This window comes from Dinoroseobacter shibae DFL 12 = DSM 16493 (genome assembly GCF_000018145.1).
GTDB classification, from domain to species: domain Bacteria; phylum Pseudomonadota; class Alphaproteobacteria; order Rhodobacterales; family Rhodobacteraceae; genus Dinoroseobacter; species Dinoroseobacter shibae.
Map to the genome: position 1 here is coordinate 821,679 of NC_009952.1, position 21,327 is coordinate 843,005.

Genomic DNA, 21,327 nt, shown 5'->3' on the forward strand with positions numbered 1-21,327 from the left:
TGCCCGGTCCCCGCGTTGACCTCTGGAAAGGAGGCCAACCATGGACCGTCTGAGCATCTTCCTCACCCTCATGAGCGGTGCGCTGATCACCGGCGCGCTCGTCATCACCCTGTTTTCCCTGGGTTACTATTCCGCCTGGGGCATCGCGATTTCCGCGCTTCTGGGCTTCGCCCTCGCCTGGCCCTCGGCCTATCTCGTCTCGCGCCGGATCAAGCGCCGTGACCCGGAATGGGATCACCGGCGGATCGAGCGGGACGCGGCCCTGAAACCCTCCGCACCCGAGGTCTGAGCCGCCCCGATTTGACCGGGATCAAAGACGCAGCGGAGACTCACCTCTTATAGTTGGGCAGTCAGCACAGCCATACGAAGGGGTCTCCGATGATCCGTCTTGCATTCATTCTCTACGCCCTGATCGGCACGACCCTCGCGGGGACCTTCATGGTCGCCGCCCTCACTGCCGGGTACACCACGACCCAGCCCGTCGTCATCACCGCGGCGCTCGGGTTCCTGCTCGGCATTCCGGTTTCCTATCTGGTGGCGCGCGCGATTACCTCCCAAGCCTGACGCGCGCCCCCAGTCGACGTCGGGGCGGGGGCCCTCCCAGCGCCGCCCCGACGTCCTAGAACTCCTCCCGAATACGCCGCGCCGCAGCAACTGGCGCGGTTTTTGCTGCGCTGCCGCGCAACTCCACCGTGCGGAGGTGCCCGACACTTGCCCGACACTTGCCCGACACATGTCCGACGCGGGCCCGACGGCGATCCGACGCTGTCAGACCCGCCCGTTCACCTCGATCAGGTTCCCCTCCGGATCCGTCACATAGACATGCCGCAGCCCCGGAATGGCAAACTCCCCGGTGACCGAAAACGGCACCCCCGCCGCCGTCAGCCGGTCGATCACCGCCTGCAGGTCGTCCACATGGATCGCCACGTGCCCGCCCTCGCTGGGGTTGTGTATAAGGTTGTTTTTGCTCGCGAATTCCGGGTCCGGCGCGATCAGGTGCAGCCCCGTGTGCCCCTCCCGCCCGTCGCCCAGCAGCGCCAGCTTGTCCGGATCCCCCGGCAGGTAGCCGCGGCTTTCGGGAAACACCCAGTCGCGCTCGGTCATGCCCAGGATCTGGGTGTAGAACGCGGCCGTCTTGCGCACGTCCCGCGCCTGCAGGTTCACATGATGGATAGACCATCCCATTGATATACCTCCCCTTTTGACGGGCAGGCTATCATGGTTCGCAGGCTCAGGATACCCCGCGCGCGGCCTCGGGATGCTCGGCCATGAACGTCCGCAGGGTCGCGAACAACTCCCGCGCATGGGCCAGATCGTCCGCATGCAGCGCCGCCCGGATATCCTCGCAGATCATCTGCTGCACCTTCTGCGGCCCGTGATGCTGGTGCATCAGGTAATTGCCCAAAAGGCTCGCCGTCATCAGCCCCACATGCTCATGCTCGGCCAGCGCCGCGATCTCGTCGCGGGTCAGGTCGGTCAGGTCCTCGATATCGTCCAGCGTGATCATGGCTCCCCCCGATTTACCAAATCTTCACCAAACTGTCGCATAGTCCGACGCGCTCCGCCTTGAGCCACGTCAACCCGTGCGCCGTCTGACATGGATCAAAGCGCGCAATGCTGCGCCGCAGTATATCCGCGCCATGCACCGCCTGCCGCTCACCGTTTTCAGCCTGATTGCGCCGACGCTTGCGGGGGTGGGCGTGGTGATCGGGCTGGTCGGCGGGCTGACCGGCGGTATGGGCCTCGTGCTGTCAGCCGGGGCCGGGGCGGTGGTCGCACTGCCCGTGAGTTGGGCCGTGGCCCGGGCGCTGTCCGGCCCCCCGAAGACAGGAGAAGACCCATGAAGATGCAGGCTTTTTTCGTGATTTTCGCCGTGATGGCCGCGACCCTTGGCCTCGCCGCGGGCCTTTTTGCCGTGAGCGTGGGGGAAACCTCCGCGCCCGCCGTGGCGCTCGCGGTGATTTCCGGCGTTCTGGCGGCCCTGCCGGCCAGCTGGTTTGCCCTGCGCAGCGGCGCTTACACTCAACCGGGCTTAACCGGGCGTTAACCCTGCCGGGGCGAAGCTTGGGCCATGCGTATCGCGGCCCTTCTGATGTTCGGGATGCTCTCCGGCTGCTTTGCCCCGGGGATCACCTTCCAGTCGCCTCCGCCCCAGCGGGTGGCCATGGACGGCTACACCTTCGATCTCTATTTCAACGGCCAGGTCGTGCGCGGCGTGCGCGTCAATCGCGGCAAACCCGTCTCGCGCACTCATTTCCAGGCCGCTTTCGTCCGCGCGGTGCAGGCGGGGCTGTCCTGCGACGTGCTCGGCAGCACTTTGCGCGGCGACCTTGTATTGCTGACGGCTGAGACGATTTGTCCGAATTGAGAGCGCTATCACCCCCCTTGGCTTGCGGCACGTCAAGGCGGCCCGGCAATCACAGGCCTAGGCTGCGGGCGAGGCATGCCGCGAGACCTCGGGTCTCAAGCGCGGTGCCGCGCCGGAACGGGAGTGATGGGGGTGCCCTTCGGGGCACGCGTGTCCGATGCCGCCGCGCCTGGCATGTCTCATCTCCCTTGCTGCAACCATCCTGCGCCGGGCACCCGGCTCAGGCGTCGAGGAAGTCTGTCAGCCGCGCGATGAACGGCCCTGGCGCCTCCGCATGGAGCCAATGGCCCACGTCCGGAATCGCGTCCCGGTCGGCCCCGGGGAACAGCCGCTCGATCTCCGCTCCATGGGCGGGCAGGACGTAATCCGACGCGCCCCCGCGCAGGAACAGGGTCGGCCCGGTATAGCGCCCGTCGATCTCGGGAAACCCCATGATCCGCGGCATGTCGCGGCGCAGGGTGGCGAGGTTCAGCCGCCAGCGCGGCCCGCCCTCGGCCCGCAGGTCCAGCGATTGCGTCAGGAAGGCGCGCGTCGGCGCATCGGGCACGTCGGCCGCCAGTGCGGCATCCGCGTCCGAGCGCTTCGTCACCGCCGACAGGTCCACCCCCTCCATCGCGTCGATCAGCCCAACTTGCGTCCGGTCATAGGTCACCGGCGCGATATCCGCGACCAGCAGGCGCGCAACCATCTCGGGCTGGCTGAGCGCCAGCACCATCGCCGCCTTGCCGCCCATGGAATGGCCCAGCACATCCGCGCGCCCGCCATGGGCCGCGATCACCTCGGCCAGATCGGCGGCGAGGTCGGGGTAGCTGTGGCTCTGCGTATGGGGGCTGTCGCCGTGATTGCGCAGATCCACCGCCAACACCTGCCGGTGCTGCGCCATCCGCTTGGCGATCGCGCCCCAGTTCTTCGCCGAGCCGAAGAGCCCGTGCACGATCAGAAGCGGCGGCGCCTCCGTGGCCGCGCCATGGATCACGGTGTTGAGCATCGCGGTCTCCTTTCCCGCCCCGTGCTAGCGCGCCCGTCCGCCCGCTTGAAGCGCCGGGATGCCGCAGATAGCGTCGCACCCATGCCCGGCCCGCGCCTTGTGTCCCTGTCCGATCTGCCCGCTGCCAACGCCCGTCTGGCGGCCGACATCGCGCGGCGGCTGAACGTCAAGGCGGCGCGCCTGCCCGAGGCGGTCCGCGGCGCGCGCGGGAAACTGCCCCCGGGGCTTCTGGCCGAGCTGTCCCGGAGCGCCGCGTCCGAGGCCTGGCTCGACCATCCCGCCCTGCGCCACCGGATCGACCTGGCGCAGACGCGCGATCTGCACCGGCGCACGCGCAAGGCGCTCTCCAAGGTAGATCCGAAACGGGGGCGGGAGCGGTTCTGGCTCGGCCTCGTGGCCGGGATGGCGGTGAACCTCGCGCTGCTCACCGCCGGGCTTGTCTGGCTTCTGTCCTGGCGCGGCCTGATCTGACCGCGCCGGGCCCTCAGAGGTTGGGATAGATCGGGAAGCGCCCGCACAGCTCCAGCACCTCGGCGCGCACGGCGGCCTCGACCTCGGCATTGCCGTCCTCGCCGTTTGCGGCCAGCCCGTCGACCACCCGCACGATCCAGTCCGCGATCTGGCGGAATTCCGGCGTGCCGAAGCCGCGCGTCGTTCCCGCCGGGGAGCCGAGCCGGATACCGGAGGTGATCATCGGCTTTTCGGTGTCGAACGGGATGCCGTTCTTGTTGCAGGTGATATGGGCGCGCCCGAGCGCCTTTTCCGTGGCGTTGCCCTTCACGCCCTTGGGCCGCAGGTCCACGAGCAGGACATGGGTATCGGTCCCGCCGGTGACGATGTCGAGCCCCCCCTGCATCAGCTGGTCGGCCAGCGCCTGGGCGTTCTCGATCACCTGGGCCTGGTAGGTCTTGAATTCCGGGCGCAGCGCCTCGCCGAAGGCCACGGCCTTGCCCGCGATCACATGCATCAGCGGCCCGCCCTGGATGCCCGGGAAGATGGCGGAGTTGAACTTCTTCGCCAGCGCCTCGTCATCGGTCAGGATCATGCCGCCGCGCGGGCCGCGCAGGGTCTTGTGGGTCGTGGTGGTGGCCACATGGGCGTGCGGGAACGGCGAGGGGTAATGCCCCGCCGCCACCAGCCCCGCGAAATGGGCCATGTCCACCAGCACCCAGGCGCCGACGCTGTCGGCGATCTCGCGGATCCGGGCGAAGTCGATGATCCGCGGGATGGCCGAGCCGCCGGCGATGATCATCTTCGGCTTGTGCTCGGCAGCCAGTGCGGCGATCTGGTCGTAATCCACGTCCAGCGTATCCTGGCGCACCCCGTACTGGACCGCGTTGAACCACTTGCCGGACTGGTTCGGCTTGGCCCCGTGGGTCAGGTGCCCGCCCGCATCGAGGCTCATGCCCAGGATCGTGTCGCCCGGCTGCAGCAGGGCGGTGAACACGCCCTGGTTGGCTTGGCTACCGGAATTGGGCTGCACATTGGCGAAGGCGCAGCCGAAGAGCTGCCTGGCGCGGTCGATCGCCAGCTCTTCGGCGATGTCGACATATTGGCAGCCGCCGTAATATCGCCGCCCCGGGTAGCCTTCGGCGTATTTGTTGGTCAGGACCGAGCCCTGCGCCTCCATCACCGCGGCCGAGACGATGTTCTCCGAGGCGATCAGCTCGATCTCGTCGCGCTGACGGCCCAGCTCCTTGGTGATGGCGCCGAAAAGTTCGGCATCCCGTGTGGCGAGGCTTTCGGTGAAGAAGCCATTGTCGCGGTGCGGTGCATTCATCTGGACGACTCCGATTCTGGTCGGTTTCTGGGGGACAGGCGCGCGCCTTTCTGGCGCTGATGTAGAGCAATCCGCCGCGCGGAGGAAGGGCGAAGCGCGGGTTTCGACCCGCCGATCCCGTGCGTTCGGCGCGGATATGCCTCTTGTGTTTCCGACACGCGCGGGCGAACACTTTCGGAAACGAAAGGCCCCCGCTGATGCAAATCCGCGAAAAGATTGCGTTTCTTGCCAGCCCCGCGGATGTTGCACAGCAAGCCCGCGCGGCGCTCTCGGCGGTGCATGGCCATGTCCCCCCCGAGGAGGCCGACGTGATCGTGGCGCTGGGCGGCGACGGGTTCATGCTCCAGACCCTGCACGCGACGGAGTCGCTGCGCGCGCCGGTCTACGGGATGAACTGCGGCAGCGTCGGGTTCATGATGAACGAGTATTCCGAGGCCGCCTTGCCCGAACGGCTGGCCGCGGCGGAGGAAGAGGTCATCAACCCGCTGCATATGAAGGCCATCGGGCGTGACGGCACCGTGGTCGAGGCGTTGGCGATCAACGAGGTGGCGCTGCTGCGCGCAGGGTCCCAGGCGGCCAAGCTGCGGATCTCGGTAGACGGGCGGGTGCGGATGGACGAGCTGGTCTGCGACGGGGCGCTGGTGGCCACGCCCGCGGGCTCGACCGCCTACAACTACTCCGCCCACGGGCCGATCCTGCCCATCGGGTCCGACGTGCTGGCGCTGACGGCGATGTCGGCGTTCCGGCCCCGGCGCTGGCGCGGCGCGCTTCTGCCCAAGACGGCGATGGTGCGGTTCGATGTGCTGGAGCCGTCCAAGCGCCCGGTGATGGCTGATGCGGACAGCCGGTCGAACCACGAGGTCGTGTCGGTCGAGATCCGCTCCGAGCCCAGCGTCCGCCACCGTATCCTGTTCGACCCGGGCCACGGGTTGGAGGAGCGGCTGATCCGCGAGCAGTTCGTCTGACCCGCTACTCGGCGGCGTCCTTCATCCAGGCCTCGCGCTTGCGATAGATCGTCGAGGGCGACAGGTCGAGCACCCGCGCGGCCTTGGGCACGGACCCGCCATGGCGCGCGATGGTCTCTTCGATCACCATGCGCTCGATCTCGGCCATGGTCCGGCCCATCAACCCATCGAGCGACACGACCGGCTTCTCGGGCGGCAGGCCGACCGGCCCGGCATTGTTGGTCATCGCCTCGTGGTGGTGCAGGATCTCCAGCGGCAGCATGGTCTGGGTCACCAGCGGGCCGTCATTCAGCACCACGACATTGCGCATCACGTTGATCACCTGGCGCACATTGCCGGGCCAGGGCAGGGTGCGGAACAGGGCCTCGACCTCCGGGGCGAGCCCGGTGAACCGGCGCCCTTCCTCCGCGGCGAACTTGCGGACCGCGTCGCGGGCGATGGCGATCACATCCTCGCCCCGTTCGCGCAAGGGGGGCAGGTGGATGGGCACCACTTGCAAGCGGTAATACAGATCCTCGCGGAACCGGCCCCTGCGGACCTCTTCCAGCGGGTTGCGGTTGGTGGCGCAGATGATCCGCACGTTGATCTTGCGCGCCCTTGTCGCGCCCACGGGCTGGATCGTCGAGGTCTGCAGGAACCGCAGCAGCTTGGTCTGCAGGTTCAGGTCCATCTCGCAGATCTCGTCGAGAAACAGCGTGCCGCCATCGGCCGCCGCCGCCGCGCCGATCTTGTCGGCGATGGCACCGGTGAAGGACCCGCGCAAATGGCCGAACACCTCGGATTCCAGCAAATCCGACGGGATCGCCCCGCAATTGAGCGGCACAAAGGGCTTGCCCGCCCGGGTCGAGCTGTCATGGACCGCCTGCGCGCAGACCTCCTTGCCGGTGCCGCTCTCGCCGGTGATGAACACCGTGGCCATGGACCGGCTGACCGACTGGATGCGGCGATAGACGTCCTGCATTGTGTCCGAACTGCCGATGAAGCCGCGGAAGTCGTTCAGGACCTCGGGCGTTTCCTCGGGCGGGCGGACATGGTCGCGCAGGGCGTTGTCGATCGCGGCGAGGAAACGGCCCTCGTCGAAGGGTTTGACCAGGAATTCATAGGCCCCGCCGCGCATCGCCTCCACCGCGCGGTTGATCGAGCCATTGGCCGTGATCACCACGAAACGCGCGTCGGGATTGAGTGCGAGGCATTCGCGCATCAGCTCCAGCCCGTCCCGGTCCGGCAGCATCAGGTCGAGCACGACGACACGGGGCTTGTGGGTCTTGAACCCGGTCAGCCCGGCATCGGCCGTGTCAGCGCAAATCACGGCATGCCCGGCCCCCCGGATAATCGCGTCATAGACAAGCTGAAGCGACGGCGTGTCTTCGATCAGCAGGATAGGCGGCGCACTCATACGGTCGGGATCCTTTCAGCGGCTTCGCGTTCGATCACCCGCAACAGGTCATCAATGCGCGATTTCGCCTCGCTCCCCAGCGTCACGATTTCGCATTCGTCCATGCGGTGGGCCGCCGCGTTCAGCGTCGAGGCCAGCGTATGCAAGCGGTCCGCCCCCACGGCGCCCGCCAGCGATATCAGCACATGGGTCTCGGCCCGCAGCATCGACTGGTCGAGCCGCGGGATCGCCAAGCAGAGATTGTCGCGCACCCGTTCGAGGTCCGCGGTCAACCGGCTCAGCAACTCGCGTGCGCCGTCGGTGCCGGCGATCTCCAGCAGCCGGTCGAACCGGCTCCGGTCCGGCATCGAGACCACGTTGCTGGCCTCCAGCTCGTCTGAGGTCGTCGGCGCCCCGAGATGCTGGGCCAGCGTCTCGGCGAAGCTTTCCAGCGACATGATCGGCTTGGCGATGATCGCGTCGGACCCGGCCTGGTAGATCGCTTCGCGGTTCGAGCGCAGGACATAGGCCGTCAGCGCGATCAACGGCATCTTCGCCTTGGCATCGTTCCGGGTGCGAATGGTGCGGATCACCTCGATCCCGTTGAGCCGGGGCATTTCGATGTCGATCAGCGCCAGGTCGAAGTCGCGCTGGTCCAGCGCGTCGAGGGCGGCCACCCCGTCGACCGCGATCTCCGAGGTCGCCCCCAGCGCCTCCAGCATCTGCGTCGTCAGGATCTGGTTGGTCTCATTGTCTTCGGCCACCAGGATATGCTTGCCGCTCAGGTCATGGGACCGGCTCTGGGCAGGCGCGGTGTCCGGCGTGGTCCAGACCCCATCGGGGATGCTCAGGGACACCAGTGCCCCGCCGCCAGCCCGGTTCGCCACCATCAGCCGTCCTCCCATGTCATCGGACAATTCCTTGGCGATATGCAGGCCCAGCCCGGTGCCGGGTTTCGGGGCGTTGTCGGGCCGCCCGCGCATCTCGAACAACAGCGCCAGGGCCGCGTCGGAAAAGCCGGGCCCCTGGTCGAGCACCCGGAATTGCAGGTCCCGGCTCGGCAACAGGCTGATGTCCAGCTGCACCTCGCCCCGGTCGGTATATTTCAGCGCATTGCTGATCAGGTTGCCGAGAATACGCTCCAGCGCGACCCGGTCCAGCCCGACCACCGAGGGTACCGTGTCGGCAATCGTCATCCGGAACCGCAGGCCCGAGGCCACCGCGCGCCCGGTCCAGCGGCTGTCGAGATCGTGCAGGAACCGGCCCAGATTGAGCCTCTGTCCCGGCCTGCGCGGGGCATCCTCGCCCTCGTTGGCCCAAGACAGGATCTCTTCGACCAGCCGCGCGAGCACCTCGCCGGAGGAGCGCACCCGCTCCAGTTGCGCGCGGGTGTCCGGCTCCAGCACGCCCATGTCAACCAGCCGCAACCCCCCGATGACGTCCGACATCGCCCCGCGAATATCGTGGGACAACAAGGATATCTGGTCCGATGTTTCGGCGTTCGCCGGCTCATCGGAACGCTGCAGAGCAGTGTCAGGTGACGTCACGTAGCCTACTCATCCCTGAGTTCAGGTTCGGTGCACGCTGCGGTCGGTTCAGCGCATGGTTGTAAATCAAACCTATGCGACTTACCCGGATTTACAAAACAAAAAAGACCGTGTGCTCGGAAACCTGCCGGAACGTCAGCTGGCCGGATAGCCGAGCTTGCCCAGGGCTTCGGTGATTTCGTCGAGGATCGCCGGGTCATCGATGGTCGCGGGCATCTTCCACGGGGTGCCGTCGGCGATGTTGACCATGGTGCCGCGCAGGATCTTGCCCGACCGGGTCTTGGGCAGCCGGTCGACCACGCAGGCGAGCTTGAAGGCCGCCACGGGGCCGATCTTCTCGCGCACGAGCTTGACGCATTCCTTGGCGATCTCGTCATGGGGTCGGTTCACGCCCGCGCTCAGGCACAGGAAGCCCAGCGGCATCTGCCCCTTCAGGGTGTCCGACACGCCGATCACCGCGCATTCCGCCACGTCCGGATGGCTGGCCAGCACTTCTTCCATCGCGCCGGTGGACAGCCGGTGTCCGGCGACGTTGATCACGTCATCCGTGCGCGCCATGATGTAAAGATAGCCGTCCTCGTCGATATAGCCCGCATCCCCGGTCTCGTAATAGCCCGGGAAGGTGGTCAGATAGCTTTTGACGAAGCGCTCCTCGGCCTGCCACAGGTTCGGCAGGGTGCCGGGGGCAAGCGGCAGCTTGACCGCGATGGCACCGAGGGTGCCGGGGGCGACCGGGTGGCCGCCCTCGTCCAGCACTTGCACATCGTAGCCGGGCATGGCGACTGAGGGGCTGCCGATCTTGACCGGCAGGTGTTCGATGCCCATCGGGTTGGCGGCAATGGCCCAGCCGGTTTCGGTCTGCCACCAGTGGTCGATCACCGGCACGCCGAGCTTGTCCATGGTCCACTGGATCGTGTCCGGATCCGCCCGTTCGCCGGCCAGATAGACGGTTTTCAGGTGGGACAGGTCGTATTTTCCGATGAACTCCCCGTTGGGATCCTCGCGCTTGACCGCGCGCAGGGCGGTGGGTGCGGTGAAGAAGCTTTTCACCTTGTGCTCGGATATCACCCGCCAGAACGTGCCCGCGTCGGGCGTGCCTACGGGCTTGCCCTCGAACACGATGGTGGTGTTGCCGTGGATCAGCGGCGCGTAGCAGATATAGGAATGCCCCACGACCCAGCCCACGTCCGAGGCGGCCCAGAATACATCGCCCGGGTCCACGTTGTAGATATTCTTCATCGTCCAGTTGAGCGCCACGAGATGCCCCGCGGTCGGGCGCAGCACGCCCTTGGGCTGCCCGGTGGTGCCCGAAGTATAGAGGATATAGGCCGGGTGGTTGCCCGCCACCGGCACACATTCGGCAGGATCCACGCCGTATTGCGCCTCGTGCCAGTCGAAATCGCGGCCCGGCTCCAGGTGGGCGACCTCCTGTTCGCGCTGGAAGATCAGGCAGAAGTCGGGCTTGTGGGTCGCCAGGTCAATCGCGCCGTCGAGCAGGGGCTTGTAATGGACCACGCGCCCGGGCTCGATCCCGCAGGAGGCGGCGATGATCGCCTTGGGCGTGGCATCGTCGATCCGCACCGCCAGCTCGTTGGCCGCAAACCCGCCGAACACCACCGAGTGGATCGCGCCGAGCCGCGCGCAAGCCAGCATCGCCTCCAGCGCCTGGGGCACCATCGGCATGTAGATCAGGACCCGGTCACCTTTCTCGATCCCCTTGGCGCGCAGCGCCCCGGCCAGAAGCGATACGCGCTCCTGCAACTCGGCATAGGTGATTTCCTGCTTGGTGTGGGTGACGGGGCTGTCATGGATGATCGCCACCCGGTCGCCATTCCCGGCCTGCACATGCCGGTCCACCGCGTTGAAGCAGGTGTTGACCTCGGCATCGGTGAACCACTCGTAAAGCGGGGCGTTGTCGGAGTTCAGCGCCGCGCCGGGCGGTGTGACCCAATCAATGGCCTGCGCGGCCTCCATCCAGAACCCCTCGGGGTCGTTTTTCCACGCAGCATAGGTCTGAGAATAGGTCATCGGCGTCCTCCTGAAGTGCGCTTATTTTCAAGGCACTCGAGGGCTTGGGCAAGGGGGGCGCCTGCGACTGATTGTGCTAACGCCCGGGCGCCGGATGCGACATGCAAACCCCCATCCGAAACCCGGTTTATAAATTTCGCCGCGATCCACCCGCGATGCCGATCGTTGCGACGCCGCCGCTCAGCCGTAGACCGCCACCGGGGTGCCCGCGATGGCCGACATGTTGAGCAATCCGCGCGCGGTGATCGACGGCGTGACCACATGGGCGCGGTTGCCCAGCCCCATCAGGATCGGCCCGACCTCCAGCCCGTTGGCCTTCATCTTGAGAATGTTGCGCACCCCAGAGGCCGCGTCGGAATTGGCGAAGACCAGCACATTGGCCACCCCTTCCATCCGCGAATGGGGGAAGATGCGGGCGCGCAGTTCGGGGTCGAGCGCGCTGTCGGTGTGCATCTCACCCTCATAGGCGAAATCCAGGTTCATCCCGTCCAGAAGCGCCAGCGCCGCGCGCATCCGCCGCCCAGAATCGATGTCCAGGTTGCCGAACTGCGAATGCGAGCAGAGCGCGATGTTCGGCTCCAGCCCGAAGCGGCGCACATGGCGCGCCGCCCCGCAGACGGTCTCGGCGATCTGCTGCGGGGTGGGGGTGGCGTGGACATGGGTGTCGGCGATGAAGAGCGGCCCGTCCTCCAGGATCATCAGGCTGAGCGCGCCGACCGGATGTAGCCCGTCCTGTCCCAGCGTCTCGCAGACATAGTTCAGATGCCACAGGTATTGCCCGAACGTGCCGCAGATCAGGCTGTCGGCATCGCCGCGATGGACCATGATCGCGCCGATGGCGGTGGAATTGGTGCGCAGGATCGCCTTGGCGATGTCCGGCGTGACGCCCTTGCGTTCCATGATCGCGTGGTAGGTTTCCCAGTAGTCGCGATAGCGCGGGTCGTCCTGGGGGTTGACCAGCTCGAAGTCCTTGCCGGGCCGGATCGGCAGGCCCGCGCGCTCGCAGCGGGCGATGACCACCTCGGGCCGCCCGATCAGGATGGGCTTGTCGGTGGTCTGTTCGATCATCGAGTTGGCGGCGCGCAGCACCCGCTCGTCCTCGCCCTCGGCGAAGACGATGCTGCGCTCGGCCTGAGCGGCGGCCTCGAAGACCGGGCGCATGATCATGGCCGACTTGAAGACCGACCCGTCCAGCTTGGCCTTGTAGGCGTCGAGATCCTCGATCGGCCGCTCGGCCACGCCGGACTCGATGGCGGCGCGGGCCACGGCGGTGGCCACCACGCCCATCAGGCGCGGATCGAAGGGTTTCGGGATCAGGTAGTCGCGCCCGAATGTCATCTGCTCGCCGCGATAGGCGGCGGCTGCCTCGGCGCTGGTGGTGGCGCGGGCGAGCGCCGCGATCCCCTCGATGCAACCGATCTGCATGGCGTCGTTGATCTCCGTCGCGCCGACGTCGAGCGCGCCGCGGAAGATGAACGGGAAACACAGCACGTTGTTGACCTGGTTGGGATAATCCGTGCGCCCCGTGGCGATGATCGCGTCCGGGGCGACCTCGCGGACCAGTTCGGGCATGATCTCGGGCGTGGGGTTGGCCAGTGCGAAGATGATCGGCTGATCGGCCATCTGACTGACCATTTCGGGGGTGAGCACCCCGGGGGCCGAGAGGCCGAGGAACATGTCCGCCCCTGCGATCACATCCGCGATGGTGCGCGCGTCGGTGTCCTGGGCATAGGCTTCCTTCTGGGGCGTCATCTCTTCGGTGCGGCCCTTGTAGACCACGCCCGCCACGTCGCACAGGGTGACGTTCTCGCGTTTGACACCGAGTTTCAGCAGCATGTTGAGGCAGGCGATGCCCGCCGCCCCGCCCCCGGTGGAGACGATCTTGAGATCCTCGAAGGTACGGCCCGTCACGCGCAGGGCGTTGGTTGCTGCCGCGCCCACCACGATGGCGGTGCCGTGCTGGTCGTCGTGGAAGACGGGGATGTTCATCCGCTCCCGGCAGATCTTTTCCACGATGAAACAGTCCGGCGCCTTGATGTCTTCGAGGTTGATCGCCCCGAAGGTGGGCTCCAGCGCGCAGACCAGTTCCGCCAGCTTTTCGGGGTCTTTCTCGTTCAACTCGATGTCGAAACAGTCGATATTGGCGAATTTCTTGAACAGGACCGCCTTGCCCTCCATCACCGGCTTGGAGGCGAGACTGCCGATATTGCCCAACCCCAGAACGGCCGTGCCATTGGTGACCACGCCCACCAGGTTGCCGCGCCCGGTATAGAGTGCGGCGGCGGTCGGATCGGCCTTGATCTCCAGGCAGGCCTCGGCCACGCCGGGGGAATAGGCGCGCGCCAGGTCCAGCTGGTTGGCCAGCGGCTTGGTCGCGCGCACCTCCAGCTTGCCGGGCCGCGGGTGCGAGTGGTAATAAAGTGCGGCCTGACGGGCGCTGTCATCTTTGCTGGCAGACAAGGGTCCCCTCCCCGAATTGAAACTAGTTTAGCCTTAAACCATCTCGCCTCCCCTGTGAACACGGAATCCGCGCCGGTGACCGCAGTCAGGCGGCACGGGCCGGGTTCGGGCACGGGCGGTCTTGCAAACCCCGGTGGGCCAAAGCACTGTGCGCCCATGCAGGAGGTGCCGAGATGGAGCTGATGGAGGCCGCGCGCGCGGTTCGCGAAAACGCCTACGCGCCCTATTCCGAGTTCAAGGTGGGGGCCGCGATCCGGGCCGCATCGGGGGCGGTCTATACCGGGTGCAACGTGGAAAACGTGGCCTATCCCGAGGGCACCTGCGCCGAGGCGGGCGCGATCGCGGCCATGGTCGCGGCGGGCGAGACCGTTCTGACCGAGGTCGCGGTGATCGCCGACAGCCCCAGCCCCGTGCCCCCCTGCGGCGGCTGCCGCCAGAAGCTGCGCGAGTTCGGCGCGCCGGAGACGGTCGTGACCCTTGGCACCACCGGCGGCGCGCGGGCCAGCATGACCCTGTCGGAGCTACTGCCCGGCGCCTTCGATCAGAGCCACATGGCCGCCCCGTGACCGCGCGGACGGTGATCGCGGCGGTGCGGGACGGCGCGCCGGTGGTGGCGGAGGACCTGCGCGCCTTCGCCCGGGGCCTCGCCTCCGGCACGGTCAGCGATGCCCAGGCCGGGGCCTTCGCCATGGCGGTCCTGTTGCGGGGCTTGGGCGATGCGGGGCGCGTGGCGCTGACGCAAGCCATGCGCGACAGTGGCGATGTGCTGGCCTGGGACCTGCCCGGGCCGGTGCTCGACAAGCATTCCACGGGCGGGATCGGGGATACGGTGTCGCTCCTGCTGGCCCCGGCGCTGGCGGCCTGCGGGGCTTACGTGCCGATGATCTCGGGCCGGGGGCTGGGTCATACGGGCGGCACGCTCGACAAACTCGAGGCGCTGGAGGGCTACCGCACCGACATTTCCGAGGATGCGCTGAGGGCGGTGGTGGCCGAGACCGGCTGCGCCATCGTCGGGGCCACGGGCCAGATCGCGCCCGCGGACCGGCGGCTCTATGCCATCCGCGACGTCACCGCCACGGTCGAAAGCATCGACCTGATCACCGCCTCGATCCTGTCCAAGAAGCTCGCGGCGGGGCTGGGCGGGCTGGTGCTGGATGTCAAATGCGGCTCGGGCGCGTTTCTGACCGACCCCGCAGCGGCCCGGGATCTGGCGCAGGCGCTGGTGCGCACGGCCAATGGCGCGGGCTGTCCCACCTGGGCGCTGCTGACGGATATGGATGAGAGCCTCGCCAGTGCCGCGGGCAATGCGCTGGAGGTGGCGGAGGTGCTGCGTATCCTGCGGGGCGACGCGACGAGCCCGCGCCTGCGCGCGGCGACCGTGGCCCTGGGCGGGGCGCTGCTGGCCCTGGGCGGGCTGGCGGACGACCCCGCGGACGGGGCTGCACGGATCGACGCCACCCTGCGCGATGGCCGCGCGGCGGAGGTTTTCGCCCGCATGGTCGCTGCCCTTGGCGGGCCGCGCGACGTGGTGGCCACGGGCCTTGCCGGTTTGCCCGAGGCGCCGGTGGTGCGCGAAGTGCCCGCACCCGCGGCGGGCGTGCTGACCGCCTGCGATGCCAAGGCGCTGGGCTGGGCGGTGGTGTCCCTGGGCGGCGGACGGCAGGTGGAAACCGACCCGGTCGACCCGGCGGTGGGCCTGTCGGATATCGCCCCGCTCGGCACCCGCGTCGTCCGGGGCGAGCCCATCGCCCGGGTCCATGCCGCCCGCGAAGAGGCCGCCGACCGCGCCGTGGCCGAGGTTCAGGCGGCCTTCACCCTCGGCACGAGTTTCGACGCGAAGCCGCTTGTCCTCGGAGAGGTCCGCCCATGACCCGTGCCTTCCTGATCGTGATGGACAGCGTCGGCTGCGGCGGTGCCCCCGATGCCGCGGATTTCGGCGACGAAGGCGCCAACACGCTGGCCCATATCGCCCAGGCCTGTGCCGCCGGTCGGGCCGACGCGGGGCGCAGCGGCCCCCTGCGCATGCCGGTGCTCGACGGGCTGGGGCTGGGCGCGGCGATCCGGCTGGCCTCCGGCGCCGAGACGCCGGGGCTGGCGGCGACGCCGACTGGGCTCTGGGGGGCGGCGACCGAGGTGTCGCGCGGCAAGGACACCCCCACCGGGCACTGGGAGCTTGCGGGCGTTCCAGTCCCCTGGGAATGGACGACCTTCCCCGACACCGACCCGGCCTTCCCGCCCGACCTGCTGGCCGAGATGGCGCGGGCCGCGGGCACCGAGGGCACGCTGTGCAACACCCATGCCTCGGGCACCGAGGTGATCGAGCGTTTCGGGGCGGAACATCTGCGCACCGGCTGGCCGATCTGCTACACCTCCGTGGACAGTGTGCTGCAGATCGCCGCCCATGAAGAGGCCTTCGGGCTCGACCGTTTGCTGGACGTGTGCGAAACCCTCGCGCCGCGCCTGCACGCGATGAAGGTCGGCCGCGTGATCGCGCGGCCCTTCCTCGGCTCGGAGGCGACAGGCTTCGCCCGCACCCAGAACCGCCGCGACTTCGCCATCGCGCCCCCGGCGCCGACCCTGTGCGACCGGGTTCAGGCCGCCGGGCGCCGGGTCCATGCCATCGGCAAGATCAAGGATATCTTCTCCGGGCGCGGCATCGACACGGTCGCCAAGGGGTCCGATGCCGCGCTGATGGAGGCGCTGATCGCCGCCGGGCAGGTGGCCGAGGAGGGCTCCCTCACCTTCGCGAATTTCGTCGAATTCGACAGCCTCTATGGTCACCGCCGCGACGTAGCGGGCTATGCCCGCGCTCTGGAATGGTTCGACGCGCAACTGCCCCGTTTCCTCGCGACCCTGCGGCCCGGAGACCTCGCGATCTTTACCGCCGATCACGGCAACGACCCCACCTGGCACGGCACCGAACACACACGCGAACGCGTCCCGGTGGTCGGCTACGGCGTGGGCGTCCATGAAGTCGGAATTGTCGGATTTAGGGATGTCGGGGCGACGATTGGCGCCCATCTAGGGGTCGAAATGTTCGATATGGGCAAAGCGATGCTGCCATGAAAGAGCTTCCGAAACTAGAATTGCACCTGCATCTGGAGGGCGCTGCGCCACCCGCCTTCATCCGCGGGCTGGCCGCGGAGAAATCCGTGAACCTGTCGGGCATCTTCGACGCGCGCGGCGCCTATGCCTACCGCGATTTCGTCGATTTCCTGCGGGTCTACGAGGCCGCCTGCACCGTGTTGCAGACGCCCCAGGATTTCTATCGGCTCACCCGCGCGGTGCTGGAGGCGTCCTCCGCCGAAGGCGTGATCTATACCGAGGCCTTCCTCAGCCCCGATTTCTGCGGCGGCCGCGACCTGGATGCCTGGCGCGACTACCTCGCCGCGATGACCGAGGCCGCGGCAGACGCCGAGGCCGCCGACGGCATCGTGATGCGCGGCATCGTCACCTGCATCCGCCATTTCGGCCCCGAAGCTGCCCGCGAAACCGCCCGTTGCGCGGCGGAAACCGCGGGGGCGTTCATCACCGGGTTCGGCATCGCGGGGGACGAGATGAAAGGCGCGCCCAAGGATTTCGCCTATGCCTTCGACATGGCGCGCGAGGCGGAGCTGCAACTGACCGCCCATGCGGGCGAGTGGGGCGGGGCGCGGTCCGTGCGCGACGCGGTGCGCGACCTGGGCGTGACCCGGATCGGGCACGGGGTGCAGGCCATCGAAGACCCCGCGCTGCTGGAGGAGCTGGCCGAGGCCGGCATCACGCTGGAGGTCTGCCCCGGCTCCAACGTCGCGCTGGGGGTCTACCCCAACTGGCGCGCCCACCCGATCGAACGCTTGCGCAAGGCGGGGGTGCCGGTGACCGTCTCGACCGACGATCCGCCGTTCTTTCACACCACCATGAGCGGAGAATACGAAAACCTCGCGCAAAGCTTCGGCTGGGAGCTTCCGGATTTCGCCGCGATCACCTATGCCGCCCTCGACGCTGCCTTTTGCGACACCGCGACCCGGGAGGCTTTGCGCACCCGGCTGGCCCCCACATTCGGAGAGTTCACATGACCGAGCACTGCACCATCGTCGATCACCCCCTCGTGCAGCACAAGCTGACCTTGATGCGCGACAAGGGAACCTCCACCTCGGAGTTTCGGCGGCTGTTGCAGGAAATCGCGCTGCTGCTGGCCTATGAGGTGACGCGGGACCTGCCGCTCGGGACCGCGCGGATCGAGACCCCGCTGGAGCCGATGGACGCGCCGAAGCTGGAGGGCAAGAAGCTGGCGCTGATCTCGATCCTGCGGGCGGGCAACGGGCTGCTGGACGGGGTGTTGCAGCTGATCCCGTCGGCGCGGGTCGGGTTTGTCGGGCTCTACCGGGACGAAGAGACGCTGGAGCCGGTGGAGTATTACTTCAAGGTGCCGGAAAACCTTGAAGAGCGGATGGTGATCGCGGTGGATCCTATGCTGGCCACGGGCAACTCGTCCGCGGCGGCCATCGACATGCTGAAGAAGGCGGGCGCGAAGGACATCCGGTTTCTGTGCCTGCTGGCCGCGCCCGAAGGGGTCAAGCGGATGAAGGAGGCGCATCCGGACGTGCCGATCGTAACGGCGGCGGTGGACAGTCACCTCAACGAGAAGGGCTATATCGTGCCCGGTCTCGGGGATGCGGGCGACCGTCTGTTCGGCACCAAGTAGTCAGCCCTCGCAGAGCGCCTGCAGCACCACCCAGGCATTGTCGTCGAGCACCACGGGGCTTGCGGCATCGCGGTAGGGATCCGCCTCGATCAGGCCGAGCGTTGTTTCGCCGGTGACATCGAGCGCCCTTGCATAGGGCGTGGTGGCAACGCGGGCGCGGGCGAAGCGGTCGAGCAGGGCGGCTTCGGGAATGGCCTCGGGCGGGGTGCGCAGGGCGTGACGGGCATAGGCCTGCAGCGCGCGGTCGGGCAGCTTGCCCGTGGTCAGGAAGCGCAGGGTGGTTGTCGTGCCCATCACGTCGAGCATGTCGCGCAGGGGGTCGTGCAGCTCGGCCCGGGCCAGTTCCGACAGCAGCGCGCCTGCGGCCACGTCGGCGGTCTCGTGATCCTCGATCACGCTGCGGCCCAGCACGACAAGCGGACCCGGCAGCAGCAGGCTCGTCTCCACCCCACTGCGCACCACGTGGACGCGCGGCGCATCCGGGCTGGCCACGCGGCGGGTGAGCTGGGCCAGCACCCGGCGGCCTTCGGGCGTGGTGCACGCCGGGCCAGTCATCTGTTCCAGCGCGCCGAGGGCCTGGGCGCCGATGGCCGCGCGCTGGGCGACGGGTACGACGGAGGTGGCGTGGTCCTTGATCGCGTCCGGCAACCAGAACGCGCCCGCGGCGAGCACGAGCAGCGCGGCGCCCGCGGCACTCAGCACTCGCAGGCGTCCGGGTTTGGGTTCGGCGCGTTTGACCGCGCGCTGAACCCGTTCGATCGCCTCGATCATGTCGGTGTCTTCGATCTCCAGCGTCTCGTCCCCATCCGGGCCGGGGGCAAAAAGCGCGGGGCGCACGCCGGGATTGCGCCGCTCGATCGCGGGCAGGGACCAGTGGGAGAGGGGGGCTTCGGTCTTGTCGGCGATCACCAGCGAGGCGGTGCCCACGAAGACATAGACGTCGCGCCGCTGGGCCGCCTCGTCGGCGCGCCACAGACCCGTGGATTCCAGCCGGATATAGTCCTTGAGCGCGGTCACTGCCGGGGATGCCTGTGTTTCTCGTTGTGACGCTCACCCTAGCCTGTCGCCGGGGCACGCTCAATCCAAACCGAGAGGGCGGGGTGGATTGGGGGGCGCGGCGAAACGCAGGATGCGCGCCAGGCAGCACGGGTCGGGCGGGTCACGTAGTGCGCCGTGCGGCGCACGTCGCCCGAAGCGGGGGCGTCGCCCCCGCACCCCCGGTTTTTCGGGGGCGCTGCCCCCGTCGCTGCGCGACCCCCCGGAGTATTTTTGCACAGATGAAGGGGGGGGGGCGGGGATCTGCGGGGTGGAAAAGCCCCGAAAGGTTAAAGCGGCAGGCCCGGGCCGGGGTGATCTTGCCGACAAATTTTTTTGCGAAATCCGGGCGGGTCAGTGGCTTACAGAGATTTGTTTCGCATGCGAAACATTCCAGTTCTTGAATAGGTTAACGCCCGCGCCGCCGGAGGGTGCGGGCGGCCGGGTTACAGGGCCTTGGCGCGGTTGCGCAGCTCGAACTTCTGGATCTTGCCGGTGGAAGTCTTGGGTAGTTCGGTGAAGACGACTTTCTTGGGGGTCTTGAAGCCTGCCAGCCGCTCGCGGGCGAAGGCGATGATCTCGGCCTCCTCGGCGGTCTTGCCGTCCTTCAGCTCGACGAAGGCGCAGGGCACCTCGCCCCAGGTCGGGTCCGGCTTGGCCACCACCGCGCAGAGCAGCACCGCCGGGTGGTGCATCAGCGCGCCCTCCACCTCGACCGAGGAGATGTTCTCGCCGCCGGAAATGATGATGTCCTTGGCCCGGTCGGCGATCTGGATGTAGCCGTCGGGATGTTGCAGGGCGATGTCGCCGGAGTGGAAATAGCCGCCTGCGAAGGCTTCGGCGGTGGCGTCGGGGTTGCGGTAATAGCCCTTCATCACCGAGTTGCCGCGCATCATCACCTCGCCCGTGGTGGCCCCGTCCATGGGCACCTGGCGCATCTCGGGGTCCATCACGGTGATATGCTCCATCTGGGGCAGGGCCACGCCCTGGCGGGCCTTGATCGCGGCGCGCTCGGCCTGGGGCAGGGTGTCCCAATCGGGATTCCAGACGCATTCGGTCACGTGCCCGTAGGTTTCGGTCAGCCCGTAGACTTGCGTGACGTTGAAGCCCAGCTCCTCGATCGCGGCGAGGGTGGCGGCGGCGGGCGGCGCGCCGGCGGTGAAGACCTCCACCGTGTGCGAAAAGGGGCGGCGGGCGGCGTCGGGCGCGTTGACGATCATGTTGAGCACGATGGGCGCGCCGCCGAAATGGGTGACACCGTTCTCGGCGATTGCGGTGTAGATCGCCTGCGCCGACACATCGCGGCAGCACACCACCGTGCCGCCGAGCATGGGCATCATCCAGCTGTGGTTCCAGCCGTTGCAGTGAAAGAGCGGCACGATGGCGAGCCAGCGGGGGTAGAGCACCATGCGCCAGGAGATCACCGTGCCCATGGTCATAAGATACGCGCCGCGGTGGTGGTAGACCACGCCCTTGGGCCGCCCGGTGGTGCCGGAGGTGTAGTTGAGTGCCAGGCTTTCCCATTCGTCCCGGGGCATGATCCAGGGGAAGTCCGGGTCGCCGCCCGCGAGGAAATCCTCGTATTCCGTGTAGCCGCCCAGGGCATGGACCCCTGCGGCGTCGTCGGCCACCTCGATCAGGAGCGGCGCGGGCCCGTCGAGCCGTTCGCAGGCCTCGGCGGCGAGCGGCAGGAACTGGCTGTCCACCAGCACCGCCTTGGCGCCACCGTGGGAGAGGATATAGGCGACCGTGTCCACGTCCAGCCGGATGTTGATGGTGTTGAGCACGGCCCCGCAGGCAGGCACGCCGAAATGCGCCTCGACCATGGCGGGGATATTGGGCAGGAGCGTCGCCACCACGTCGCCCGGGGCGATCCCCGCGCCCGCCAGCGCCGAGGCCAGGCGGCTGACGCGGGCGTGGTATTCGGCGTAGGTGAAGCGGCGCGCGCCATAGACCACGGCCTCGCGGTCGGGATAGACCAAGGCGGCGCGGGCCAGATGGCTCAGCGGTGTCAGCGGCACATAATTCGCGGCGCATTTGTCGAGCCCGGTTTCATTTGCCAGCCAGCCCATGGCGTGCCCTCCCCTTGATTTT

Annotated in this window: 22 protein-coding genes; 12 read left to right on the forward strand and 10 right to left on the reverse strand. The window is 67.9% G+C overall.

The window, feature by feature from the left end:
* Positions 1-40: 40 nt before the first annotated feature.
* Positions 41-289 carry a hypothetical protein gene (locus tag DSHI_RS04160; RefSeq protein WP_012177490.1) on the forward strand — a complete coding sequence of 83 codons (249 nt, stop codon included), beginning with the start codon at positions 41-43 and terminating at the stop codon, positions 287-289.
* An 89-nt stretch (positions 290-378) separates the two neighbouring features.
* Positions 379-564, forward strand: a complete 186-nt coding sequence (locus DSHI_RS04165) for a hypothetical protein (protein WP_012177491.1) — start codon at positions 379-381, stop codon at positions 562-564.
* Positions 565-768: 204 nt separating this feature from the next.
* Here the strand turns inward: DSHI_RS04165 and DSHI_RS21285 are convergent, their stop codons facing one another.
* Both DSHI_RS21285 and DSHI_RS04175 read right to left on the reverse strand, forming a co-directional pair.
* Positions 769-1,185 carry a VOC family protein gene (locus DSHI_RS21285; protein ID WP_012177492.1) on the reverse strand — a complete coding sequence of 139 codons (417 nt, stop codon included), beginning with the start codon at positions 1,183-1,185 and terminating at the stop codon, positions 769-771.
* 46 nt (positions 1,186-1,231) lie between these two features.
* Entirely contained in the window at positions 1,232-1,507 is a 276-nt protein-coding gene (locus DSHI_RS04175; protein ID WP_012177493.1) for a hypothetical protein, read from the reverse strand.
* A gap of 76 nt (positions 1,508-1,583) precedes the next feature.
* Here DSHI_RS04175 and DSHI_RS04180 point away from each other — a divergent pair, with 76 nt between their 5' ends.
* From DSHI_RS04180 to DSHI_RS04190, 3 genes are read left to right on the forward strand one after another with little or no spacing between them, the layout of a single operon-like run.
* Positions 1,584-1,844 carry a hypothetical protein gene (locus DSHI_RS04180; RefSeq protein WP_012177494.1) on the forward strand — a complete coding sequence of 87 codons (261 nt, stop codon included), beginning with the start codon at positions 1,584-1,586 and terminating at the stop codon, positions 1,842-1,844.
* Positions 1,841-2,047, forward strand: a complete 207-nt coding sequence (locus tag DSHI_RS04185) for a hypothetical protein (RefSeq protein ID WP_012177495.1) — start codon at positions 1,841-1,843, stop codon at positions 2,045-2,047. The genes DSHI_RS04180 and DSHI_RS04185 overlap by 4 nt, the downstream gene beginning before the upstream one ends.
* A 24-nt stretch (positions 2,048-2,071) precedes the next feature.
* On the forward strand, positions 2,072-2,368 hold the full coding sequence (locus tag DSHI_RS04190; RefSeq protein WP_012177496.1) for a hypothetical protein: 297 nt from the start codon (positions 2,072-2,074) through the stop codon (positions 2,366-2,368).
* Between the two features lie 220 nt (positions 2,369-2,588).
* On the opposite strand, the gene DSHI_RS04195 is transcribed toward DSHI_RS04190, so the two are convergent.
* The gene (locus DSHI_RS04195) at positions 2,589-3,356 is read right to left on the reverse strand and encodes an alpha/beta fold hydrolase (protein ID WP_012177497.1); all 768 of its coding nucleotides are present in this window, start codon (positions 3,354-3,356) and stop codon (positions 2,589-2,591) included.
* Between the two features lie 81 nt (positions 3,357-3,437).
* Here DSHI_RS04195 and DSHI_RS04200 point away from each other — a divergent pair, with 81 nt between their 5' ends.
* Entirely contained in the window at positions 3,438-3,827 is a 390-nt protein-coding gene (locus tag DSHI_RS04200; RefSeq protein WP_012177498.1) for a hypothetical protein, read from the forward strand.
* 13 nt (positions 3,828-3,840) lie between these two features.
* On the opposite strand, the gene glyA is transcribed toward DSHI_RS04200, so the two are convergent.
* Complete coding sequence (gene glyA / locus DSHI_RS04205; RefSeq protein WP_012177499.1) at positions 3,841-5,136, reverse strand: serine hydroxymethyltransferase; 1,296 nt, start codon at positions 5,134-5,136, stop codon at positions 3,841-3,843.
* A 197-nt stretch (positions 5,137-5,333) separates the two neighbouring features.
* On the opposite strand from glyA, the gene DSHI_RS04210 reads away from it, so the two are divergent.
* Positions 5,334-6,101: an NAD kinase gene (locus DSHI_RS04210; RefSeq protein WP_012177500.1), complete on the forward strand. Its 768-nt coding sequence runs from the start codon at positions 5,334-5,336 to the stop codon at positions 6,099-6,101.
* A gap of 4 nt (positions 6,102-6,105) precedes the next feature.
* Here the strand turns inward: DSHI_RS04210 and DSHI_RS04215 are convergent, their stop codons facing one another.
* From DSHI_RS04215 to DSHI_RS04230, 4 genes are all read right to left on the reverse strand, one after another.
* Positions 6,106-7,497, reverse strand: a complete 1,392-nt coding sequence (locus tag DSHI_RS04215; RefSeq protein WP_012177501.1) for a sigma-54-dependent transcriptional regulator — start codon at positions 7,495-7,497, stop codon at positions 6,106-6,108.
* Entirely contained in the window at positions 7,494-8,948 is a 1,455-nt protein-coding gene (locus DSHI_RS04220; RefSeq protein ID WP_157865246.1) for a response regulator, read from the reverse strand. The genes DSHI_RS04215 and DSHI_RS04220 overlap by 4 nt, the downstream gene beginning before the upstream one ends.
* A 210-nt stretch (positions 8,949-9,158) precedes the next feature.
* Positions 9,159-11,051, reverse strand: a complete 1,893-nt coding sequence (gene prpE, locus DSHI_RS04225) for a propionate-CoA ligase PrpE (protein ID WP_012177503.1) — start codon at positions 11,049-11,051, stop codon at positions 9,159-9,161.
* A 180-nt stretch (positions 11,052-11,231) separates the two neighbouring features.
* Positions 11,232-13,511 (reverse strand): NADP-dependent malic enzyme, encoded by a 2,280-nt coding sequence (locus tag DSHI_RS04230; RefSeq protein WP_012177504.1) that lies wholly within the window; start codon positions 13,509-13,511, stop codon positions 11,232-11,234.
* 173 nt (positions 13,512-13,684) lie between these two features.
* Here DSHI_RS04230 and DSHI_RS04235 point away from each other — a divergent pair, with 173 nt between their 5' ends.
* From DSHI_RS04235 to upp, 5 genes are read left to right on the forward strand one after another with little or no spacing between them, the layout of a single operon-like run.
* The gene (locus tag DSHI_RS04235) at positions 13,685-14,077 is read left to right on the forward strand and encodes a cytidine deaminase (protein WP_012177505.1); all 393 of its coding nucleotides are present in this window, start codon (positions 13,685-13,687) and stop codon (positions 14,075-14,077) included.
* Positions 14,074-15,381 (forward strand): thymidine phosphorylase, encoded by a 1,308-nt coding sequence (locus DSHI_RS04240; protein ID WP_012177506.1) that lies wholly within the window; start codon positions 14,074-14,076, stop codon positions 15,379-15,381. The genes DSHI_RS04235 and DSHI_RS04240 overlap by 4 nt, the downstream gene beginning before the upstream one ends.
* The gene (locus DSHI_RS04245; protein ID WP_012177507.1) at positions 15,378-16,577 is read left to right on the forward strand and encodes a phosphopentomutase; all 1,200 of its coding nucleotides are present in this window, start codon (positions 15,378-15,380) and stop codon (positions 16,575-16,577) included. Before DSHI_RS04240 ends, DSHI_RS04245 begins: the two co-directional genes overlap by 4 nt.
* Positions 16,574-17,569, forward strand: a complete 996-nt coding sequence (locus tag DSHI_RS04250; RefSeq protein WP_012177508.1) for an adenosine deaminase — start codon at positions 16,574-16,576, stop codon at positions 17,567-17,569. The genes DSHI_RS04245 and DSHI_RS04250 overlap by 4 nt, the downstream gene beginning before the upstream one ends.
* Positions 17,566-18,198 (forward strand): uracil phosphoribosyltransferase, encoded by a 633-nt coding sequence (gene upp / locus DSHI_RS04255; protein WP_012177509.1) that lies wholly within the window; start codon positions 17,566-17,568, stop codon positions 18,196-18,198. Before DSHI_RS04250 ends, upp begins: the two co-directional genes overlap by 4 nt.
* On the opposite strand, the gene DSHI_RS04260 is transcribed toward upp, so the two are convergent.
* Positions 18,199-19,215: a hypothetical protein gene (locus DSHI_RS04260; RefSeq protein WP_012177510.1), complete on the reverse strand. Its 1,017-nt coding sequence runs from the start codon at positions 19,213-19,215 to the stop codon at positions 18,199-18,201.
* 464 nt (positions 19,216-19,679) lie between these two features.
* Positions 19,680-21,305, reverse strand: coding sequence for a long-chain-fatty-acid--CoA ligase (locus DSHI_RS04265; RefSeq protein WP_012177511.1), 1,626 nt, complete (start codon positions 21,303-21,305; stop codon positions 19,680-19,682).
* Positions 21,306-21,327 lie beyond the last annotated feature (22 nt).

What these genes read in the sequence shown, in the direction of transcription:
- DSHI_RS04160 (WP_012177490.1), top strand. Translation starts at nt 41, where the DNA reads ATGGACCGTCTGAGCATCTTCCTCACCCTCATGAGCGGTGCGCTGATC.
- DSHI_RS04165 (WP_012177491.1), top strand. Translation starts at nt 379, where the DNA reads ATGATCCGTCTTGCATTCATTCTCTACGCCCTGATCGGCACGACCCTC.
- DSHI_RS21285 (WP_012177492.1), bottom strand. Translation starts at nt 1,185, where the DNA reads ATGGGATGGTCTATCCATCATGTGAACCTGCAGGCGCGGGACGTGCGC.
- DSHI_RS04175 (WP_012177493.1), bottom strand. Translation starts at nt 1,507, where the DNA reads ATGATCACGCTGGACGATATCGAGGACCTGACCGACCTGACCCGCGAC.
- DSHI_RS04185 (WP_012177495.1), top strand. Translation starts at nt 1,841, where the DNA reads ATGAAGATGCAGGCTTTTTTCGTGATTTTCGCCGTGATGGCCGCGACC.
- DSHI_RS04190 (WP_012177496.1), top strand. Translation starts at nt 2,072, where the DNA reads ATGCGTATCGCGGCCCTTCTGATGTTCGGGATGCTCTCCGGCTGCTTT.
- DSHI_RS04195 (WP_012177497.1), bottom strand. Translation starts at nt 3,356, where the DNA reads ATGCTCAACACCGTGATCCATGGCGCGGCCACGGAGGCGCCGCCGCTT.
- DSHI_RS04200 (WP_012177498.1), top strand. Translation starts at nt 3,438, where the DNA reads ATGCCCGGCCCGCGCCTTGTGTCCCTGTCCGATCTGCCCGCTGCCAAC.
- glyA (WP_012177499.1), bottom strand. Translation starts at nt 5,136, where the DNA reads ATGAATGCACCGCACCGCGACAATGGCTTCTTCACCGAAAGCCTCGCC.
- DSHI_RS04210 (WP_012177500.1), top strand. Translation starts at nt 5,334, where the DNA reads ATGCAAATCCGCGAAAAGATTGCGTTTCTTGCCAGCCCCGCGGATGTT.
- DSHI_RS04215 (WP_012177501.1), bottom strand. Translation starts at nt 7,497, where the DNA reads ATGAGTGCGCCGCCTATCCTGCTGATCGAAGACACGCCGTCGCTTCAG.
- prpE (WP_012177503.1), bottom strand. Translation starts at nt 11,051, where the DNA reads ATGACCTATTCTCAGACCTATGCTGCGTGGAAAAACGACCCCGAGGGG.
- DSHI_RS04235 (WP_012177505.1), top strand. Translation starts at nt 13,685, where the DNA reads ATGGAGCTGATGGAGGCCGCGCGCGCGGTTCGCGAAAACGCCTACGCG.
- DSHI_RS04245 (WP_012177507.1), top strand. Translation starts at nt 15,378, where the DNA reads ATGACCCGTGCCTTCCTGATCGTGATGGACAGCGTCGGCTGCGGCGGT.
- DSHI_RS04250 (WP_012177508.1), top strand. Translation starts at nt 16,574, where the DNA reads ATGAAAGAGCTTCCGAAACTAGAATTGCACCTGCATCTGGAGGGCGCT.
- upp (WP_012177509.1), top strand. Translation starts at nt 17,566, where the DNA reads ATGACCGAGCACTGCACCATCGTCGATCACCCCCTCGTGCAGCACAAG.
- DSHI_RS04265 (WP_012177511.1), bottom strand. Translation starts at nt 21,305, where the DNA reads ATGGGCTGGCTGGCAAATGAAACCGGGCTCGACAAATGCGCCGCGAAT.